Origin of the sequence: Micromonospora zhanjiangensis (genome assembly GCF_042650605.1) — a bacterium.
GTDB lineage: Bacteria > Actinomycetota > Actinomycetes > Mycobacteriales > Micromonosporaceae > Micromonospora_J > Micromonospora_J zhanjiangensis.
This window is the reverse complement of record NZ_JBHSBN010000023.1, coordinates 1-16799: the sequence shown is the minus strand read 5'-3', so window position 1 is coordinate 16799 and position 16799 is coordinate 1. Positions and strand designations below refer to the sequence as shown.

At 65.1% G+C, this 16799-nt stretch carries 16 protein-coding genes; 11 read left to right on the top strand and 5 right to left on the bottom strand.

The window, feature by feature from the left end; genetic code table 11:
• From ACFOX0_RS25730 to ACFOX0_RS25715, 4 genes are all read right to left on the bottom strand, one after another.
• On the bottom strand, positions 1–432 hold the full coding sequence (locus tag ACFOX0_RS25730; protein ID WP_377550560.1) for a hypothetical protein: 432 nt from the start codon (positions 430–432) through the stop codon (positions 1–3).
• Between the two features lie 485 nt (positions 433–917).
• Positions 918–2351: a group II intron reverse transcriptase/maturase gene (ltrA, locus tag ACFOX0_RS25725; RefSeq protein ID WP_377550558.1), complete on the bottom strand. Its 1434-nt coding sequence runs from the start codon at positions 2349–2351 to the stop codon at positions 918–920.
• A gap of 536 nt (positions 2352–2887) precedes the next feature.
• Positions 2888–3121 (bottom strand): hypothetical protein, encoded by a 234-nt coding sequence (locus ACFOX0_RS25720; RefSeq protein ID WP_377550556.1) that lies wholly within the window; start codon positions 3119–3121, stop codon positions 2888–2890.
• Positions 3118–3411 (bottom strand): DivIVA domain-containing protein, encoded by a 294-nt coding sequence (locus ACFOX0_RS25715; RefSeq protein ID WP_377550554.1) that lies wholly within the window; start codon positions 3409–3411, stop codon positions 3118–3120. Before ACFOX0_RS25715 ends, ACFOX0_RS25720 begins: the two co-directional genes overlap by 4 nt.
• A gap of 319 nt (positions 3412–3730) precedes the next feature.
• Here ACFOX0_RS25715 and ACFOX0_RS25710 point away from each other — a divergent pair, with 319 nt between their 5' ends.
• The 6 genes from ACFOX0_RS25710 (at position 3731) to ACFOX0_RS25685 (ending at position 11343) form a co-directional block, all read left to right on the top strand.
• Complete coding sequence (locus tag ACFOX0_RS25710) at positions 3731–3970, top strand: winged helix-turn-helix domain-containing protein (RefSeq protein WP_377550552.1); 240 nt, start codon at positions 3731–3733, stop codon at positions 3968–3970.
• A 58-nt stretch (positions 3971–4028) separates the two neighbouring features.
• Positions 4029–5129, top strand: a complete 1101-nt coding sequence (locus tag ACFOX0_RS25705) for a helix-turn-helix domain-containing protein (protein WP_377550550.1) — start codon at positions 4029–4031, stop codon at positions 5127–5129.
• The gene (locus ACFOX0_RS25700; RefSeq protein WP_377550548.1) at positions 5126–5674 is read left to right on the top strand and encodes a hypothetical protein; all 549 of its coding nucleotides are present in this window, start codon (positions 5126–5128) and stop codon (positions 5672–5674) included. The genes ACFOX0_RS25705 and ACFOX0_RS25700 overlap by 4 nt, the downstream gene beginning before the upstream one ends.
• A gap of 72 nt (positions 5675–5746) precedes the next feature.
• Entirely contained in the window at positions 5747–9292 is a 3546-nt protein-coding gene (gene pglX / locus ACFOX0_RS25695) for a BREX-2 system adenine-specific DNA-methyltransferase PglX (RefSeq protein ID WP_377550546.1), read from the top strand.
• Positions 9293–9346: 54 nt separating this feature from the next.
• Entirely contained in the window at positions 9347–10666 is a 1320-nt protein-coding gene (locus ACFOX0_RS25690) for a hypothetical protein (RefSeq protein WP_377550544.1), read from the top strand.
• Between the two features lie 140 nt (positions 10667–10806).
• A complete protein-coding gene (locus ACFOX0_RS25685; protein ID WP_377550542.1) occupies positions 10807–11343 on the top strand; it encodes an HIT family protein in 537 nt (178 codons plus the stop codon).
• Positions 11344–11360: 17 nt separating this feature from the next.
• On the opposite strand, the gene ACFOX0_RS25680 is transcribed toward ACFOX0_RS25685, so the two are convergent.
• Positions 11361–12128: a hypothetical protein gene (locus ACFOX0_RS25680; RefSeq protein WP_377550540.1), complete on the bottom strand. Its 768-nt coding sequence runs from the start codon at positions 12126–12128 to the stop codon at positions 11361–11363.
• 233 nt (positions 12129–12361) lie between these two features.
• On the opposite strand from ACFOX0_RS25680, the gene ACFOX0_RS25675 reads away from it, so the two are divergent.
• From ACFOX0_RS25675 to ACFOX0_RS25655, 5 genes are read left to right on the top strand one after another with little or no spacing between them, the layout of a single operon-like run.
• Entirely contained in the window at positions 12362–12997 is a 636-nt protein-coding gene (locus tag ACFOX0_RS25675; protein WP_377550538.1) for a hypothetical protein, read from the top strand.
• A 14-nt stretch (positions 12998–13011) separates the two neighbouring features.
• On the top strand, positions 13012–13671 hold the full coding sequence (locus tag ACFOX0_RS25670; protein WP_377550536.1) for a (d)CMP kinase: 660 nt from the start codon (positions 13012–13014) through the stop codon (positions 13669–13671).
• Positions 13652–14794, top strand: coding sequence for a thiamine-phosphate kinase (gene thiL / locus ACFOX0_RS25665; protein ID WP_377550534.1), 1143 nt, complete (start codon positions 13652–13654; stop codon positions 14792–14794). Before ACFOX0_RS25670 ends, thiL begins: the two co-directional genes overlap by 20 nt.
• Positions 14775–15410 carry a class I SAM-dependent methyltransferase gene (locus tag ACFOX0_RS25660; protein ID WP_377550533.1) on the top strand — a complete coding sequence of 212 codons (636 nt, stop codon included), beginning with the start codon at positions 14775–14777 and terminating at the stop codon, positions 15408–15410. The genes thiL and ACFOX0_RS25660 overlap by 20 nt, the downstream gene beginning before the upstream one ends.
• A gap of 53 nt (positions 15411–15463) precedes the next feature.
• Positions 15464–16519, top strand: coding sequence for a hypothetical protein (locus ACFOX0_RS25655; protein ID WP_377550531.1), 1056 nt, complete (start codon positions 15464–15466; stop codon positions 16517–16519).
• The last annotated feature ends 280 nt before the right edge of the window (positions 16520–16799 follow it).

Below are 16799 nucleotides of genomic sequence, written 5' to 3'. Positions count from 1 at the left end.
TCAGGGTGCCCGGTCGGCGGGCGTACCGACCGAAAGATCGCGGCCGGCGGTGTATGCGTCCCGCCCCGCCACCACGTGCTGCCGCACCACGGCCTGCTGATCGAATCCGACGCCTGCCGAGGAGACCATGGCGAGGAGTTCCCGTACGGCATGGGCAAAGGCCGGGTCCTGATCCAACTGGGCTTCCAGTCGACCGGCCCAACGGGCTGTCTCCACCGCCCGTATTTGCGTCTGGTTGTCGTCGGCCGACGTCATAATCTGGCCGCGGGAAACGTCCATCGCCTGCGACAGGCGGGTTGTGGCGTCGGGGTCGTCACGACTGATGATCCGCGCCGCGCGGCGTTTTAGGGCAGGCCAGGCGTCCGCGGCCATGGCCTGGATCAATGCCGTGCTCGCCGCGGCAGCGAGGGCCGCCGCCGATAAGTCGTCCATGGATCACCGCATCTGCTGGAACGGCTCACAACCGGGATGCTGAGCAAAGCCCAGTATGCCGTCGCAGACATCACTGTCAAGGACGCCCGACCCGACTCGATAATTAACATGATCGGTCTAGTTGGGAGGGTTTCTCGCAATTCTATGCAGCTCGGGCGGGCCACCGGACTTGAACCAGTCGACGAAGTCGCGGCGCTTCTCGCGGTTGGCAGCGGGTTGCCCCGGTGGTTCGGCGGAGCGACGGGCCGGTGCGGCCGGGTGCCGTCCGCGTTCGGTGGGCGCGGTGGCGGCAGGGGCGCGGCGGAGGCCGGTGAGTTGGACGAAGATCTCGCGCTTGTCGGTGGCGCGGCCGGACCGGTCGAGCACGTGAGGTCGGGCCAGGGCGCGTTCTCGGCCTTTCGGCCGGTCCGTTTCCCTGGCCCGCCTCCCGAACCGGACGTGCCCGTTTCCGGGCATCCGGCTCTCCACAGGTTCCTGCCGGTGGGTCAGGTGTTGGCGTTGCGCGCCGCCCAGGGGGTCGGGATCTTGCCCCGGTATCGGTACCGGCTGACCGTGGTGGACGCTGGGTTGAACAGGGTGATCCCGTCGGCGGTGGGTACCCATCCGGGCATGTACCGCCGTCGTAGGGCCTTCCACGTCAGTCCGGGGTGTTGTTTGCGGATCCAGTACGCTACCCGCTGCCAGGTGAAGTGGCCGAGGTAGTTGAAGGTCGCTTTCGACACTCCGTATTTGAAGTAGTTGGCCCATTCTCGGGTGGTGGCGTTGACTCGCCGGAGTAGTCCGGCCAGGTCGTGTGACGCGTTGCGGCGCGTCAGGGTCCGCGCCTTGGCCGTGGCCGCCTTGAGGGCTTTCTTGGCCGGGTAGGTGTAGACATACGATTTGTTCGTGCCTCGCTTACGGTGCCGCTGGATGCGGAAGTCGAGGAAGTCGAAGCCTTCGTCGATATGAACCACCGCGGTTTTGGCAGGTGACAGGCGTAGGCCCATCGGTGCCAGGGCCACGGCGACCTCGTCTCGGAGCTGTTCGGCGTGCTCACGGGTGCCGGTGACGAGAATGACGAAGTCATCCGCGTAACGCACCAGCCGCCAGTTCGGCAGTCCTTTGAGCCGTCGTTTCTGCCGCCGCGATTCGGTCGACATCGCCGTTGACTGCCAATACCCGTGTATATGGTCGTCGAGTATCGACAGGGCGATGTTGGCCAGCAGTGGTGAGAGGATCCCTCCCTGCGGTGTGCCGGTGATTGTCGCTTCCCGGTCGCCGGTCTCGGTGAGGACACCAGCTTTGAGGAAGGCTTTCACCAACGCCAGGACTCGTTTGTCTCCGACTCGTGTGCGCACTCGGTCCATCAGGGCCGTGTGGTCGATCGAGTCGAAACACGCCTCGATGTCCGCCTCCAACACCCACTCGTAGGCGCGGGAGGTGAAGAAATGGATCTCGGCGATCGCGTCCTGGGCGCGTCGGCCGGGCCGGAAGCCAAACGAGCACGGATGGAAGTCCGCCTCGAAGATCGGCTCCAGGACCAACTTCAGCGCCGCCTGCACCACCCGGTCGACGATGGTCGGGATACCCAGCCGGCGTTTCTTCCCGCCCGGTTTCGGGATCAGACGCTCCCGCACCGGTCGGGGCCGGAACTGCCCCGAACGCACCACCTCCCGGATCGTGCTCAGGAAGGGTTCCACCCCGTAGTGCGCCTCGACGTGGCGGGCGGACCAGCCGTCCACCCCCGCCGTGCGCCCTCCGGTGTTACCACTGACTCGACCCCACGCCACCGCAAGGAACGCGGGATCAACAACGAGATTGAACAGATCATCGAACCTGGCAGACGCATCCCGTGCCGCCCACCGATGCAGTTTGGCCTGAATCTCCAGTACCCGTGACACGGCATCCTCGGACACCATCCACGGAACGTCGGTCTTCACCAACGTGTCTCCTGGCATGACAATCTCCTCTCTGCACGTAACCTGCTGTCCGCCTTCGCCATGTGGCCGGCTTTCCCGACCTCGGACTACTACGCGGACTCCGCCCCATCTGACGCCCCGGCCGGCAACGAGCCCTCCCATCTCCACCCCCACTGGCCGTGAGTGCGGCGGGTCCACACCAGATGGTTCCCACGTTCACTACCGATCGATCGACGCGTGAGGCGCCCGACTCTGCCCCTGCGGCCCTCGACGCGGGTACGCCGTGGACTTTCCCCGCCCCCACCCGAGCGAGCGGTTACAAACCCCTCGGGTGACTCCCTCAACAGCTACAAATCAAAGGAGCCTGACCGCTGACCGACCCCTATCCACCAGATTTGAGTCGGCGTATTCACTTAAGGAGCTTTACCGCCGGTTCCTTCACGTACACCTTCGCGTCTCGCTTGCCGAACCCGAACCGCCTGGCAGTCTCGGCCCGTCACGACTTTGTCAGGGCTGCTTCCCGCCCAATCCCCGCATTCCCAAAGATCAGACTGCCCTCAGCTTCGATGCCCTACCACGACAGGACATCGGTGCAGGTCTCCCACCTCCACTCGATCGAATAGCGCCTCGTGGCGCACGTAACCGGTGAGCCAGATCCAGCCGTGGTAGGTCGGTCTCTCGGACACGGTGGTGACCCGGAACAGCAGGGCGCAATCGCCGGCGAACTGCACCGACGCCCGGCCGTCGATGACGAGCAGGTCACCGGGTCGCGGCTGGAAGGTCGCGGTCACCAGTGCCCCCGGTTCGGCCGGTCGTCCGGCTGGTCCTCGCACTGCCGGGCGTGCATGATCTGCCAGTCGCGCAGGACCCGCTTGAGGCGGTCGTTCTCGGTGCCGAGCAGGCGTACCGCCTGGTGCAGGTCGGCGAGTTCGTCGGCGACCTGGTGCTGGAACTCGCGTACCTGATCGGGGTCGACACCGCGGCGGCGCGCGGTGAACTCCCGGGTTCGGATCTCGTAGGGGGTCAGCCGGGTCGGGCCGCCGGATCGGTAGATCCGGCCGCCGCGGGAGACCTGGGCCACCTCGGTCCTTTCCTGTGCTGTTGTCGGTGGTCCTCTCGGGGGTCTGTGCTGGAAGGGCGGGCCGTCCGCCTGCCGGTGGCGGACGCCCCGCCCGCTCCGCCCCTCCGCAGCCTCAATTCGGCGGTACGGCGAGACAGAGCCTCTCGGGTGGTCGGGACGGGCCGTACAACCCGCCCCGACCAGGGGATGAGCCGTTCATCGTTGCCACGCGAGGAGAGGCTCAGACGCAAACTTAGCTGTCCCAGTCATCTGAGTCAAACGCAGAGTTGTCGAGACGTCTCCATGCGTGATCAAATTGGCGTGCCACGCAGGGAGAGACATGCCGATCACTGCTGACTACATCCGCATCGCCGACGAGATCACGGCCGACATCCGGGCGAAGAAGTACCGGCCGGGGGAGAAGCTGCCCTCGATCGCCCAACTCGCCACGATGTATGACGTCAGCCCGTCGACGATCAAACAGGTCTTCGTCCGGCTGGAAGCGTTGCGGGTCATCTGGCGGCACCAAGGCAAGGGCATCTTCGTGAACGAGCCCAAACTCTGGATGCGGGAGCCGTGACTTTCCAGAGGTGACGGTCTAACCGTTGACGGGGTGCGAGGTGTGCGATTATCGCACCATGGCTGGGGAGCTTGAGTGGAGTGCTGTCGGGGACCAGGTCCGGCAGGTGCGGTTGGCGCTCGGCATGTCGCAGAACGATCTGGCCCGCGTCATCGGTCTGGACCGCACGATGCTCGCCAAGGTGGAGGCGGGCACCCGACGGCTGGACGCCCTGGAGTTGTCGAGGCTGGCGTCGGCGCTTCAAGTCTCGATGGACTACCTGATCGCGCCCCGCCCGGAGGTGCTGTCCCGCCGGTCTGCTCAGATCACCGAGGACAGCGATTCGGACGTGTCGCGCGCCTCGCAGCGGCTGGAGATTGCGCTCGCCGAGTGGCTGCGCGAGGTCCGACAGGTCGTCGACTACGGCGTGCTGCGACCACAGCCATTCCTGCGCTACCCCGGCACCGTCACGTCGGAGGCCGACGCCAGGGATGCGGCCCATTGGGTACGCCGGCAACTCGACCTCGGTGATGAGCCGATCGGCAGCGTGGTGGATGTGTGCGAGCGCGGCGGCCAGTTCGTCCTTGTCACCGATGTACCCGGTGACGGGGCATCCTTGGTCGACGGCGACCTGGCAGTGGCCGTGGTCAGCACCACCGGAGATCCGGGCCGGCGGCGCGCTACTGCGGCGCACGAACTGGGGCATCTCGTGATCGGCGACGAGTATTCGAGCGATCTCGGCGTGCATGCGTCGCGGGCCGAGCGAGAAGGTGGCATCGACGCATTCGCTGCCGAGTTGCTGCTCCCCGTACCGGCGTTGCAATCTGCCGCCGACGAGCCGGGCGGCCTTGACCGCGACCTGTTGGTGAAGCTGGCGGCCCGATACCGGGTGTCGTGGTCGCTGGCGCTGCGGCAGGCGACCCGGGCGGCTCTGATCGACGAGGCGACCCGGATCGAGTGGAATCAGTCCCGTCCGACGCGCGCCGAGTTCATGGAGGCGCTCGGCTGGGTTCCTCAGCCGGATCTCGGCTCGGTGCGCGTGCCTCCGATCTACGCCCACGCCGTCATGGAAGCATGGCGGGAGAGCTTCATCACCCGGGCGAGGGCCGTGGAGCTGATGCACGGGCAGATAACTGACGTAGATTTGCCCGCCATCGACGAACTGGAGATCGAGCCGTGACCATGCCGTCGAATCCGACGCGCGTGCTGGTGCTCGACACGATGTGCCTCAGTCAGTTCGTCAAGGCAGACCGGTTCGACGAGTTGCAAGACCTACTTGTCGATTCGGAGTGCTGGACGACGAGGGCCGTCATCGAAGAGCTGCGGGCAGGCTCGGCGGCGTATCCGGCGTTGTCCGTCGCGTTCGGCGTGGACTGGCTCAACGTCGAGCAGTTGGACACCCTCGCCGAGATCAAGTGCTTCATGAAGTGGGCAACCCGGCTCGGAGCAGGTGACCGGGACCTCGGGGAAGCGTCAGTGATCGCCGCCGCAGAGCTGCGCGCCGGTGTCGCCCTCACCGACGATCGGGATGCGACGCGGGTGGCGCGCAAGTACGGAGCGGATGTGCACGGCACGATCTGGCTGTTGGCCCGAGCCTGCCGAGACGGGAAACTGGCAGAGTTCGGCGCTGGGAATCTCATCGACGCGCTTCGGGCGACGGGTGCCCGCTTGCCCTGCACGGGAGCGGAGTTCGGCGGCTACGCACGACGCCACGGGCTGCTGTAGGTGGCAAGTCCGCCAGATTTTCTGCCCTGGCGGGTGGCTACGTCGCGTCAACGGGACGGCTAGAGTCTCCGGGTGATCGATCGGAAGCTGCTCCTGTCCGACCTGCAGAAGCAGGTCAAGAACCTGGAAAAAGACCTGCGGGAGCAGGCTGAGTCGGTCGAGGAGGTGCGCATCAAGCTGCGCGCCGAGTACGACCGCGCCTTCAAGGTCGGACGCACCGCCGCCACGTGGGCAGCCTGGCGGAACGAGCGGGTCACCCAGGTCGCCGTTGCGTGGGTGCTCGGCACTGTCTTCGTACGCTTCTGCGAGGACAACGGTCTGCTGCTGGACCCCTACCTGGCCGGGCCGGGGGACCGCCTGGTCCTCGCAGAGGAGGCCGAGGCGCAGTTCTTCCGCGAGCGCCCCAACGAGACGCTGCGTGGTTGGCTCCATGAGGGCTTTGAGGCCATCTCAAGTACCGAGGCTGGCAAGTCGCTGTTCGACAAAGGGCACAACCCGCTCTACCAAATCCCGCTGTCGCACGACGAGGCGAAAAATCTAATCGCCTTCTGGCGTCGACGCGGCGAGGCCGGCGATCTGGCTCACGACTTCACCGATCCCGAGTGGGACACCCGCTTCCTCGGCGATCTTTACCAGGACCTCTCCGAGTACGCCAAGAAGACCTATGCTCTGCTCCAGACCCCGGAGTTCGTGGAGGAGTTCATTCTTGACCTGACACTCACGCCGGCGATCGACGAGTTCGGCCACGATGTGATTAAGATGATTGACCCGACATGTGGCTCGGGCCATTTCGTCCTCGGCACCTTCCACCGCTTACTCAAGGAGTGGGAGCGTCACGCCCCTAACCGTGAGCCGTACGAGCGGGTACGTCTCGTACTCGACGCCGTGCATGGGGTCGACATCAACCCCTTCGCCGTCGCCATTGCCCGGTTCCGGCTCTTGGTTGCCGCCCTTCGCGCATGCAACATCAAGGCCCTCGCAGATTCAACCCGTTACCTATTTCCCATTCGGTTAGCCGTAGGGGACTCTCTCGTTAAGACTGAGCAGTTGGCCCTTTTTGGTAGCTCGAACGCGACCTACGATGCTCACGAGTACCGGGGCATACTTGAGGAAGGTCGGTACCATGTAGTTGTTGGAAACCCCCCGTATGTAACCGTTAGAGACAAAGCGCTCAATCTGCTTTATCGCAAGATTTATCCCGTATGCCATATGAAGTATTCATTGTCTGCGCCTTTTGCGCAGAGATTTTTTGAGCTTGCGATATCTAGCGGAAGTAGCTCGGGTTTTGTTGGTCAAATTACTTCGAATTCATTTATGAAACGCGAATTCGGCAAGAAGTTGATTGAAGAATACTTTGCGAGTTGTGTTGAGTTGACTCGTATCATCGACACTTCGGGTGCGTATATTCCTGGTCATGGCACGCCTACCGTTCTATTGGTCGGTCGCGCTCGTAGGCCTAACCGCACAAATGTCGTTCGGGTCGTAATGGGCATACGTGGCGAGCCGAGTGTTCCGATAAATCCGGAAACTGCGCCTGTGTGGCGAGCGATTGTGGATCAAGCTGACGAGCCCGGCAGCGAGTCTGAGTGGGTTAGCGTCGCTGATATACCTCGCAACAACCTGGTTAAGCACCCTTGGGCGCTAAGTGGTGGAGGGGCCAAGGAGCTGATATCTGCGGTGGAGGTCGGCGCCTCTCGTCGGCTTAACGAAGCTGCTCACCCGATCGGTTTCATGGCGGTTACGGGATTTGATGAAGCTTACGCCTCCGATTTGGTCGGCCCTCCTCAGTGGAGGCGGTCGAAGCTGACGATGAAGCCTTTCTTGATTGGCGACGGAATCCGGGATTGGTGTTCAGAACCAATTTCAGCGCTCTTTCCGTACGCCCCTGGTCTTTCCGTCGCCCTTGAAGAGCAGTCTCGCAGCCCTTTCTGGGAGCTTCGCACAGTGCTCCGAGCTGGGCTGGCATTTGGTAAGACTCGAGAAGGGCGGGGAATGTCATGGCATGAGTACACGATGCTCTCCCGCATGAGGCTCAATGCGGAGTTAGTGATTGGCCTAGCGTTTGTCACAACTCATAATCATTTTTATCTACGACGGTCAAATGAGGTGCTCAACCATTCTGCCCCCGTGATCAGGCTAAAAGAAGGGTTGGCCTCCGAGAAGGACTACGTCCAGGTGCTGGGCGTATTAAACAGCTCGGTGTCCTGCTTCTGGCTGAAGCAGGTTAGCCAGCCGAAGGCTGGCGGAGGCAATGGTAGAGGCATGCAGGATGAGGCATGGGAGGAACGATACGAGTTCACAGGCACCAAACTTCAGGAGTTTCCGCTGCCCTCGGCGTACCCTTTAGAGCTTGCTCGGCAGATCGACGGGCTGGCGCAGCGGCTTGCCACGGTGAGTCCGGCGGCGGTCGCGGCCTCTGGGGTGCCTACCCGCGAGCGGCTGGACGCCGCCGCCTACGAGTGGCATGCCGTCCGGGGGCAGATGATCTGCCTGCAGGAGGAGTTGGACTGGCAGGTCTACTCGCTCTACGGGCTGCTGGACGAGGACCTGACCGCGCCGGAGAGCGTCCGGCCGCCGATGCTCAGCCTGGGGCAGCGGGCATTCGAGATCGTGTTGGCCCGCAAGGTGGCGGCCGGCGAGGCGGAGACGCAGTGGTTCGCCCGGCACTCCTCGACGCCGATCACCGAGCTGCCGGAGCACTGGTCGGACGAGTACAAGGCGATCGTGCGGCGGCGGATCGAGGTCATCGAGGGTAACCGCAACATCGGGCTGATCGAGCGGCCCGAGTGCAAGCGGCGGTGGGCCACCGAGGGCTGGGACGCGATGCAGCGCAAGGCGTTGCGCGACTGGCTGCTCGACCGGTGCGAGGCGCGCGAGCTGTGGTACCACCACGTCGACGGGCTGGAGCAGCCGCGTCCGCTGACCACCAACCAACTCGCCGACGAGTTGCGCCGCGACGAGGACGTGCTCACCGTCGCCAACCTCTACGCGCCCGGCCAGGACCTCGGCAAAGTGATCGCCGACCTGGTCGCCGACGAGCACGTGCCGCACCTGGCCGCGTTGCGCTACAAGGACACCGGGCTGGCCAAGCGGGCCGACTGGGAGCAGGTCTGGGACCTGCAACGGCAGGAGGACGCGCTGCCCGACGAGGCGGCGAAGCGGGAGTTCCGCAAGCAGATCCCGGTGCCGCCGAAGTACACCTCGGCAGACTTCCGCAAGGCCAGCTTCTGGAAGCACCGGGGCAAGCTCGACGTGCCGAAGGAGCGCTTCGTGTCGTACCCGGGAGCCAGCCGCGACGGTGACCCGTCGCTGCTGGTCGGCTGGGCCGGCTGGGACCACCGCGAACAGGCCCAGGCCCTGGCCACCCTGGTCGTGGCCCGCGAGCAGGAGGACGGCTGGGCCGCCGACCGGCTGTTGCCGCTGGTCGCGGGGCTGCGTGAAATCCTCCCCTGGGTACGCCAGTGGCACGGCGACTTCGACCCGGAGTGGGGAGCCTCGCCGGCCGACATCTACGCCGGCTTCCTCGCCGAGACCACCAACCGGCTGCACCTCACCGACGAGGCGCTGACGTCGTGGCGACCGGTCAAGGCCGCCCGCGGCCGAAAGGCCAAGGCATGAGTACGGGCCGCGGCCCGATGTTCTGTTGGTGTCAGCTCGGGGAGGGAGCAGGACGTGACCACTGATGACAAGGCACCCGTGCCGGTGTGGACACTCGCCACGGAGGCCGTGAACGTGCCGAGCCTGCTCGGCGACGAGGGCATGACACCGGCCCGACTCGCGGAGCTGCGAACAGTGCTGGCGACCCTGGCGGATTCCCCCATCGCCACGCTGGAAGCCCACCCGCTGCCGGCCAAGCGCGACCGGGACGGCGGGATTCCGCTGCATGCGGCCAGCCCGCTCGCCCAGCAGTTGACGCAGCTCGTGACCCAGACCGCGAAGTCAGCACCGTCGAGCCTGAACGTCGCCGCTTCCGGTGACGTGCTCTACAAGATGGTGGTGCCGGCAAAGGTCGCCGCGCAGGTCGGCAAGGGACTCGTCCGGCCCATGATTGCGAAGGGATCCGCCGGACTTGTTCGCGGCGTGCTGGTCAACTCCACCACCGGCCGCATCGCTGCCCACGCCAAGCTGGTGCCCGTTGCCGGCAAGGCCGCCGTGGCGGGTGCCGCAACCGGTTCGGCCACCACGGCCGGTGTGGCCGCGGCCAGCGCCGGCGCGTTGACGGTGGCCGCGCCACTGGTGCTGATGGCCGTCGCGGTCGGCGTCAGCGCCTACGCCGATCACCAGCGACAGCAGGCGATCGAGCGGATCACCGACCTCCTGGAGCAGTTGCACGAAGACAGCCTGGAGAAGGAACGCAGCGAGCTGGACGGCTGCCGTGACGCGATCGACAAGGCGACGTCGGTCCTCCTCGACCAGGGCCGGATCGGCCTGTCGTTGGGGTTGGACTCCTCGTCGTACGCGATCAGCACGGCCATCGAACGTGCCAAGCGCCGGCTCATCAAGTGGCAGGATGCGCTGGCCGCACTGCCCGACGGCCCGGTTGAAGTCGGCGCGCTGACGAACGCCTTTCCCGGCATCAACGAGGAAGGCGGCACGTTCCGCGCGCACCTGGAGCTTGCCCGACTCGCCATCGCCCTCAAGCGCCGGGTGCTCGTGCTCCAGGCAGTCGAACACGCGCAGTCGGTGGGGGCGGACAACCTGTTCAAGAACTTCGTCGGGACACTGCAGCAGGACGAGCGTCGCGTCGACGAACTGGAATCGGGCATCAACCTGGTCCTGCTGCGGCTGTCGACTCTCGAGGTGAAGCGCAGTGGCGGGTTCCGGAACATCATGCTCACCCAGGGCGAGGTCGACGACCTGCTCAGAGCCGCCTACCGCCTGCGCGCCCTGGGCGACGGCCTCGACGTGGGAACCCACCAGACCGACGTTGCGATCGAGATCGAACGAAGCAGCGACGGATCGCTCGTGGTCTTTCCTGCAACGGCTGCCTGAGTCGCCCGGCCGCGAAAGACTGGACGCCGCCCATGAGTGGGATTCGTGCTGGCGTGTCCGCAGGTCGGGGCCATGACTGTCCGTGAAGTGACCGGTAGCGCTATGGCGTGTTGTGGGACCAGCATCTAGGGTCGTCGGGCATGATGGATCGTACGAGGACGGCAGGCGTGTTGCGCAGGGTTCCTGGAATCGCTTACATCATCAACCGGCTTATCGCCGCGAAGGGCAGCGAAACCATGACTACGTCAAGGTCGGTGTCTGGTTGCTTATTTTGCCAGATGGGCAACCCTACTCTGAACACCGTCGTCATCCAAAACAGCACCTGTTATGCGCGCTGGGACAACTTTCCGGCGGCCGAGGGACACTTGGAAGTCGTACCGAAACGTCATGTCGTTTCGTTTTTCGACCTGACGCCCGGCGAGGTCCAGGATGCCTACGAGTTGCTGGTCCGTGCTCAGGAACAGATAACTGAGCGGTGGAATGCGGAAGGTTTCACCGTAGGTGTGAACGAAGGGCAGGCAGCCGGCCGGACGATCGACCATCTGCATATTCACCTGATCCCCAGATATTACGGTGACGTACCCGACCCTCGTGGCGGAGTGCGGCGTATCTTTCCCGACTGCGACCCCGACCTCTGGTCGCAGAAGCAACGAGAGCCCGCCGCGTCCGCGACCTGACAGAGCAGGGCGCCGGCTCAGAGACTCCGGAACCGGTCGTGCCCGATGAGTACGCAGACCTGATTGATCTCCCGCCAGAACGCCCGGGTGTCGAGCGTGGTGAAGCCATGACTCGCGTCCACACTCACACACCCGATGAACTTGCCGTGCCCGTTCCTGATCGGGCTGGCGAACACCGCGCCCCGATGCTTGAGACGCTGGAACTCCTTCCAGGGGAACCTCATGACGGCCGCGTCGCCCTCACGGGCGCGAAACGCCTCGTACTCGGCCTCCGTGGGACAGGCGGACGCGATCGCGGCGACATCCACGTGCACCTCCTCGTTCCGCTCCCAACAGAGCCCCACCACGCCCACCCCCTTCGGTGGCGCGAAGGCCCTGGTCGTCGGCGCGCTCCCGAGGCGGTAGGTAGCGACCCGCTTGAGGTGGCCCTTGAGCGGGTGGCGAAACGAACGACGGATCCGCCAGACGTGTAGGCCCAGGTCCGCCAGGTCCAACGGGGGCCTGATGCGCTGCGACACCTTGAGCATCTGCCCGTAGTGGACCAGCACCTGCTGTCGGATTGCCGACCGACGATCGATGAGGCGACGTGTGGCCAGATCCTGGAACGGGGTGAATGCGCCGAATATGGCTATGATCGTCAACAGGATGAGAAGAATGTAACTTCTTCCGCCGACGAGGCCAATCCAGAGTTGTTCGTTGGGCAAGCTGTACTGGCGGGCGGTCAGGATCAGTGTGGCAGCAAGGACAATGAGGCGGTCGAGGAGCTTCGCGGTCGGCGGGCGCATGGCCGCATCCTATGCCGATCGTCAAACTTGATCGCCGATCCATTGCTTTCGCTTCCAACGTGGACACTGTATGTTGCTTTCACCGACGAAACCCGCACTCCCGGTCGAGCCATGTCCGAAGGAGGATCATGGAGGGAAGGTATCGATGCTCGGGATCAGACCTGTGCGAGGAACTTGCGGGTGCTGCCGATACGAGTTTTGCGGCTACCTATGCGGGCGATCCTCCTAATCGGATGATCGTCGACGGCGGATCCCTGAAGCTCGTCGCCGACATGTCGCCGCTGGTTCTGGGGCACATGCTGATCTTGCCGGTCCGGCATTACCTCAGTTTCGGTCATGCCGCAAAGGAGATCGCCTCCGAGATACAGTGCTTTCTCGACTTCGTCCTGCCGCGATACCGCTCGACATTCGGCACCTCACTCATTCTCGAACACGGTTCGTCATCCGACATGACGACCAGGGCGTGCATCACCCACGCGCACTGGCACCTGGTTCCACTCGATGCAGTCGAGGTGCACCGGATCGTCCTGGCCGACGGTTTCAATGCCGAAGACCTCCACGACTATTCCGACCTCGGACGGTATGCGGACGCTGATGCGGCCTACTTCTACTCCGCCTTTGACGACCGCCACGTAGCCTACGGCGGGGACTTCAACACCCGCCGGCAGTACCTGAGATCCGCAATGGCCAGGGTGTTGGACATACCCGATCCCTTGTGGGACTATGCGGTCGTGGTTCGTAAGGAGCTGCTGCGTGAAACGATGAGGCGTACGGCCGACTGGAACGTGGCGGCGCCCTTCGCCTCACCCGGATTCGTTCCGACCGGAAGAACCCACAAGCAGGCGCTCAGGTCGGGCGGCGGGGCATGACGGTAAATGTCTCCGTGACCATCGACGGACCCACGGCCAGCGGCAAGACCACTCTGGGCATGGCGCTTGCGACAGCGCTCCGTACGGCGTTTTTCGATACCGGCCTCACGTTCCGAGCCATCAGCTACGCACTCGCCCAGCAACCCTTCGAGCCGTACGACGGCTGGTGCAAGGCGGTCGAGCACCAGCCCTTTAGCTGGGCCGAACCCGTCGCCGGGGCAGAGCGAAGTGAACGGGTCCTCTTTCATGGCGAGGATGTCACCGACAAGATCTTCGCGCCGGGCCTAGAGCGGCAGCTGGGTCTCGTCGCGGCAAATCCACTGTGGCGGGACCAGATCCGGAACTATCATCGCGACATTGTCGAGGCGAATCCGTCAATAGTGCTGGTCGGACGGGACGTGGCGACGGATCTGCTGCCCTCCGCCACCCTCCACGTCGCGTTGTGGGCAGGTCTGACGGTGCGACGCGAGCGCCGGCGAGCGCAGTACCGCGACGTGATCGGACGGTCCACCGCCGTGGGTCCGGCAACCGCCTTGGACATCCGGACCCTTGAAGCGCTCCGCACGATGCCGAACTCGATCGAACTCGACAGCACGTTCCTGCCGGCCACCGCGGTTCTACGCGCGGTACTGCGGAAAATCGAGGATCTCCCGCATGGCACAGTTCGCCGATGAACCGACGCGTGTCCGCCAACTGGTCGCGGCCTTCCTGACCGGGCAATCAGGCTCGGAGGTGGGGCCGGGAAACCCCGCCATCACGCTGGCGGTCGGTGCGGACCGGCGGGACGACTGCGCCGTCTTTGACATCGGCGGCTCGGTCTCCCTGGTCTTCGGCTCGGACTACGTGCGCGGCAGCAAGTTCAGACTGTACGAACTCGGCCTGCTGTCGGACTTCGACATCGGCTACTACCTTGTCGCGGCCAACGTCAGCGATGTCGCCGCGATGGGAGCAACGCCGATCGGAGTTTGCACGGTCGTCCGGTATCCGCCGGACCTGACCGACGAGAGGTTCCGGTCGGTGATGGCCGGCATCCACCAGGCCTGCACGGACTTCGGCACCCTCAACGTGGGCGGCGACATCGGCAACGCCGAGCGACTCATCCTGTCCGCCTCGGCCATCGGAGTCTGCGCCCCCGGAAAGGTCCTGACTCGGGGCGGCGCCAAACCTGGCGATGTCCTCTGTGTCACCGGGCCCTGCGGCCTGCTGGGAGCGGCCGTCGCGTATTTTCCGAAGCGCGAGGAAAAGGGCTGGCAACTACCCGAGGAACTCGAGAAACGGCTGCTCGGTAGTTGGAAGCGGCCAGTCGCCAGAGTCGCCGAAGGTCGACTGCTCGCAGCGAAACCCTACGCCACGGCCTGCCAGGACACCTCTGACGGACTCAAGGCGACCATCGAGCAGATCGCCGAGGCCAGCGGAGTGGGATTCGACGTCACCACGGGCGACGTGCCGCTGGACGAAACGGTCGCGGCCGTGGCCGAGGTGATGGGGGTCGGACGGACGGCCCTCGCCATGAGCGCTTCGGCGGACTTCCAACTCGCCTTCACGGTCGGCGAACAAGACCTGGACGCGTGCCGTGCCGATTTCTTGGCGCACGGTCTTGACCTCTACGCCATCGGGCGTGCGACAGACGCCGGCGAAGTCCGCGCGGTAGGGCCGGACGGATCGGTAGGAGCGCTTCCCGGCGTTGCCTGGAAGCATCAGCAATCGGACATCAGTCTGCTCGTGTCCGACTCGTCCGAGGGCGGGTCGGCGCCGCCCAGGCAGCGGCGGGACGCAGATGACGTCACGTCGAGCTGACAACCAGCCGGACGAACACCTGCGGATCCGTCGAGAAGTAAGTCGGTCGTACAATGCGGCGGCTCAGGACTACCGGGCGAGTTCTCTGCCGTACGACCGCTTCCCTGGCCTGCGGGAGGAGATCCAGAGGTTCATCGGTGGACTGCCGACCGGCCCTGTGCTCGACATCGGATGCGGATCGGGCCGCGACGGTCTGTTCGCGTCAACTCTCGGCCGACCCGTGATCTTTGCCGACGCGGCGATCAACCTGCTGCGGCAGCTACCTCGCGACCGGGTGGTCTGCTGCGACGTGCTGTCCTTGCCGTTCCCCGACGGGTTGTTTGCCGGCGTCATCGCCAGCGGCGTACTGCTGCATCTGCCCCGCGCGTCGTGCCTGGCCGCGATTGCCGAGATACGGCGGGCGACGACGAAAGGCGGCCGGGCGAGCTTCTCGATGAAGGTCGGGTCGGGTGCGCAATGGAGCCGCACGGCCGAGGTGCCGGGGAAACGATGGTTCACGTACTACGCCGAGCACGAGTTCGCCGTCCTGTGTGTTCGTGCCGGCTTCGCCGTCACTGCTGCGTGGAGGAGTCATCGTGCGGACTGGTTCACGGTCGAGACGATCCGCCCGTCCTGACCCCGGATGATCTCGGCCTTGACACGTGTCGACCGATCACCACACTGCTCCACATGGGATTGTTCGAGATGACCCCGGGCGGCGAACTCGTGTCCGTGCCAGCCACCACCTTCGCGGCGGAACAGGTCCTCGAACGCGGTGATCTTCAGCGGGCGCTCCGCGAACACATCGCGGCGATCGGCGACGACCTACTCGTCGTCGCCGAGGAGTTCGGCGACTTCGAGGTACGGCGCCGCATCGACCTGCTCTGCGTCGACCGGACCGGTCACCTCGTGGTCGTCGAGCTGAAGCGGACCGAGGACGGCGGCCACATGGAGTTGCAGGCTCTCCGCTACGCCGCCATGGTGTCGGCGATGACCTTCGAGCAGCTCGTGGACACCTATCAAGGGCATCTCAACCGCACCGACCCGGCGAGTGCCGACGACGCCCGCGAGCGGCTGGCGGACTGGCTCGACGAAGCCGGTGGCGAGAATGCCGTGCTGCAACGCCAGGTCCGTATCATCCTCGCGGCGGCCGGGTTCGACCCGCAGATCACCACCACCGTGCTGTGGCTGAACGACATCTATGGTCTGGACATCACCTGCGTCCGGCTGACGCCGTACCGGGTCGCCGGCAAGCTCCTGGTCGACGTACAACAGGTCATCCCGCTGCCGGAAGCGGCCGAACTGACCGTCCGGCTTCGGCGCCGGGAGACCGCCGTGCGGGCCGCGGAGGCGAGCACCGGACGGGACTTCACCCGCTATTCCGTCACCACGCCGGAGGCGACCACGCCAGCCCTCGCCAAGCGTCGCGCCCTGCTGGCGCTCGCCACCGCACTCTACGAGGCGGGCGTCGGCCCGGCGGCGATGGCCGGGAAGCTGCCCGGGCACCCGCGACTCCTGGCCGTTCAGGGCACGGTCAGCGGCCCGGAGCACGAGGAGGCTTTCGCGGCGGCCTACCCGAAGTACGCCCACCAACTCGGCCGCTGGTTCTTCGAGGCCCCGTTCCACGCCGACGGGCAGACCTGGGTGCTGTCGAAGATGTGGGGCGCCGACACCGTCGACGCCCTGGACGCGCTGCTCACGCTCGCCCCTGCTCCGGGGTACAGCTACGAGTCCCACCCGGCGTGAGGCTGCTGATGCACCTCGACCGGGGGTGTCCATGCTTTCGTAGGCGCGGTCGCCATCTACCGAGGGCCAGTTTGTCAATTAAGCGGTGCTTCGTATAGGCGTCTTTGGTGATCGTCGTCAAGGCGAATGATTCCTGGGCTGTCAAGTTAAAGTGGCTCAGCGAAGTTAGCGGGGGTTGAGGTGTCCTCGGGTTCGTCGAGTGGTGGCGCAGCGGGTGCGTAGTCGCTGATTGATGGGGTTGCGGAAGCCGTAGGCGTCGCGGGCGACGGTCTTGATCACT

Bases quoted from the DNA above. Each gene is read 5' to 3' on its own strand.
- ACFOX0_RS25730 (WP_377550560.1), bottom strand. From the start codon at position 432: ATGGACGACTTATCGGCGGCGGCCCTCGCTGCCGCGGCGAGCACGGCA.
- ACFOX0_RS25710 (WP_377550552.1), top strand. From the start codon at position 3,731: ATGCCGATCACTGCTGACTACATCCGCATCGCCGACGAGATCACGGCC.
- ACFOX0_RS25705 (WP_377550550.1), top strand. From the start codon at position 4,029: ATGGCTGGGGAGCTTGAGTGGAGTGCTGTCGGGGACCAGGTCCGGCAG.
- ACFOX0_RS25685 (WP_377550542.1), top strand. From the start codon at position 10,807: ATGATGGATCGTACGAGGACGGCAGGCGTGTTGCGCAGGGTTCCTGGA.
- ACFOX0_RS25680 (WP_377550540.1), bottom strand. From the start codon at position 12,128: ATGCGCCCGCCGACCGCGAAGCTCCTCGACCGCCTCATTGTCCTTGCT.
- ACFOX0_RS25675 (WP_377550538.1), top strand. From the start codon at position 12,362: ATGATCGTCGACGGCGGATCCCTGAAGCTCGTCGCCGACATGTCGCCG.
- thiL (WP_377550534.1), top strand. From the start codon at position 13,652: ATGGCACAGTTCGCCGATGAACCGACGCGTGTCCGCCAACTGGTCGCG.
- ACFOX0_RS25660 (WP_377550533.1), top strand. From the start codon at position 14,775: ATGACGTCACGTCGAGCTGACAACCAGCCGGACGAACACCTGCGGATC.
- ACFOX0_RS25655 (WP_377550531.1), top strand. From the start codon at position 15,464: ATGGGATTGTTCGAGATGACCCCGGGCGGCGAACTCGTGTCCGTGCCA.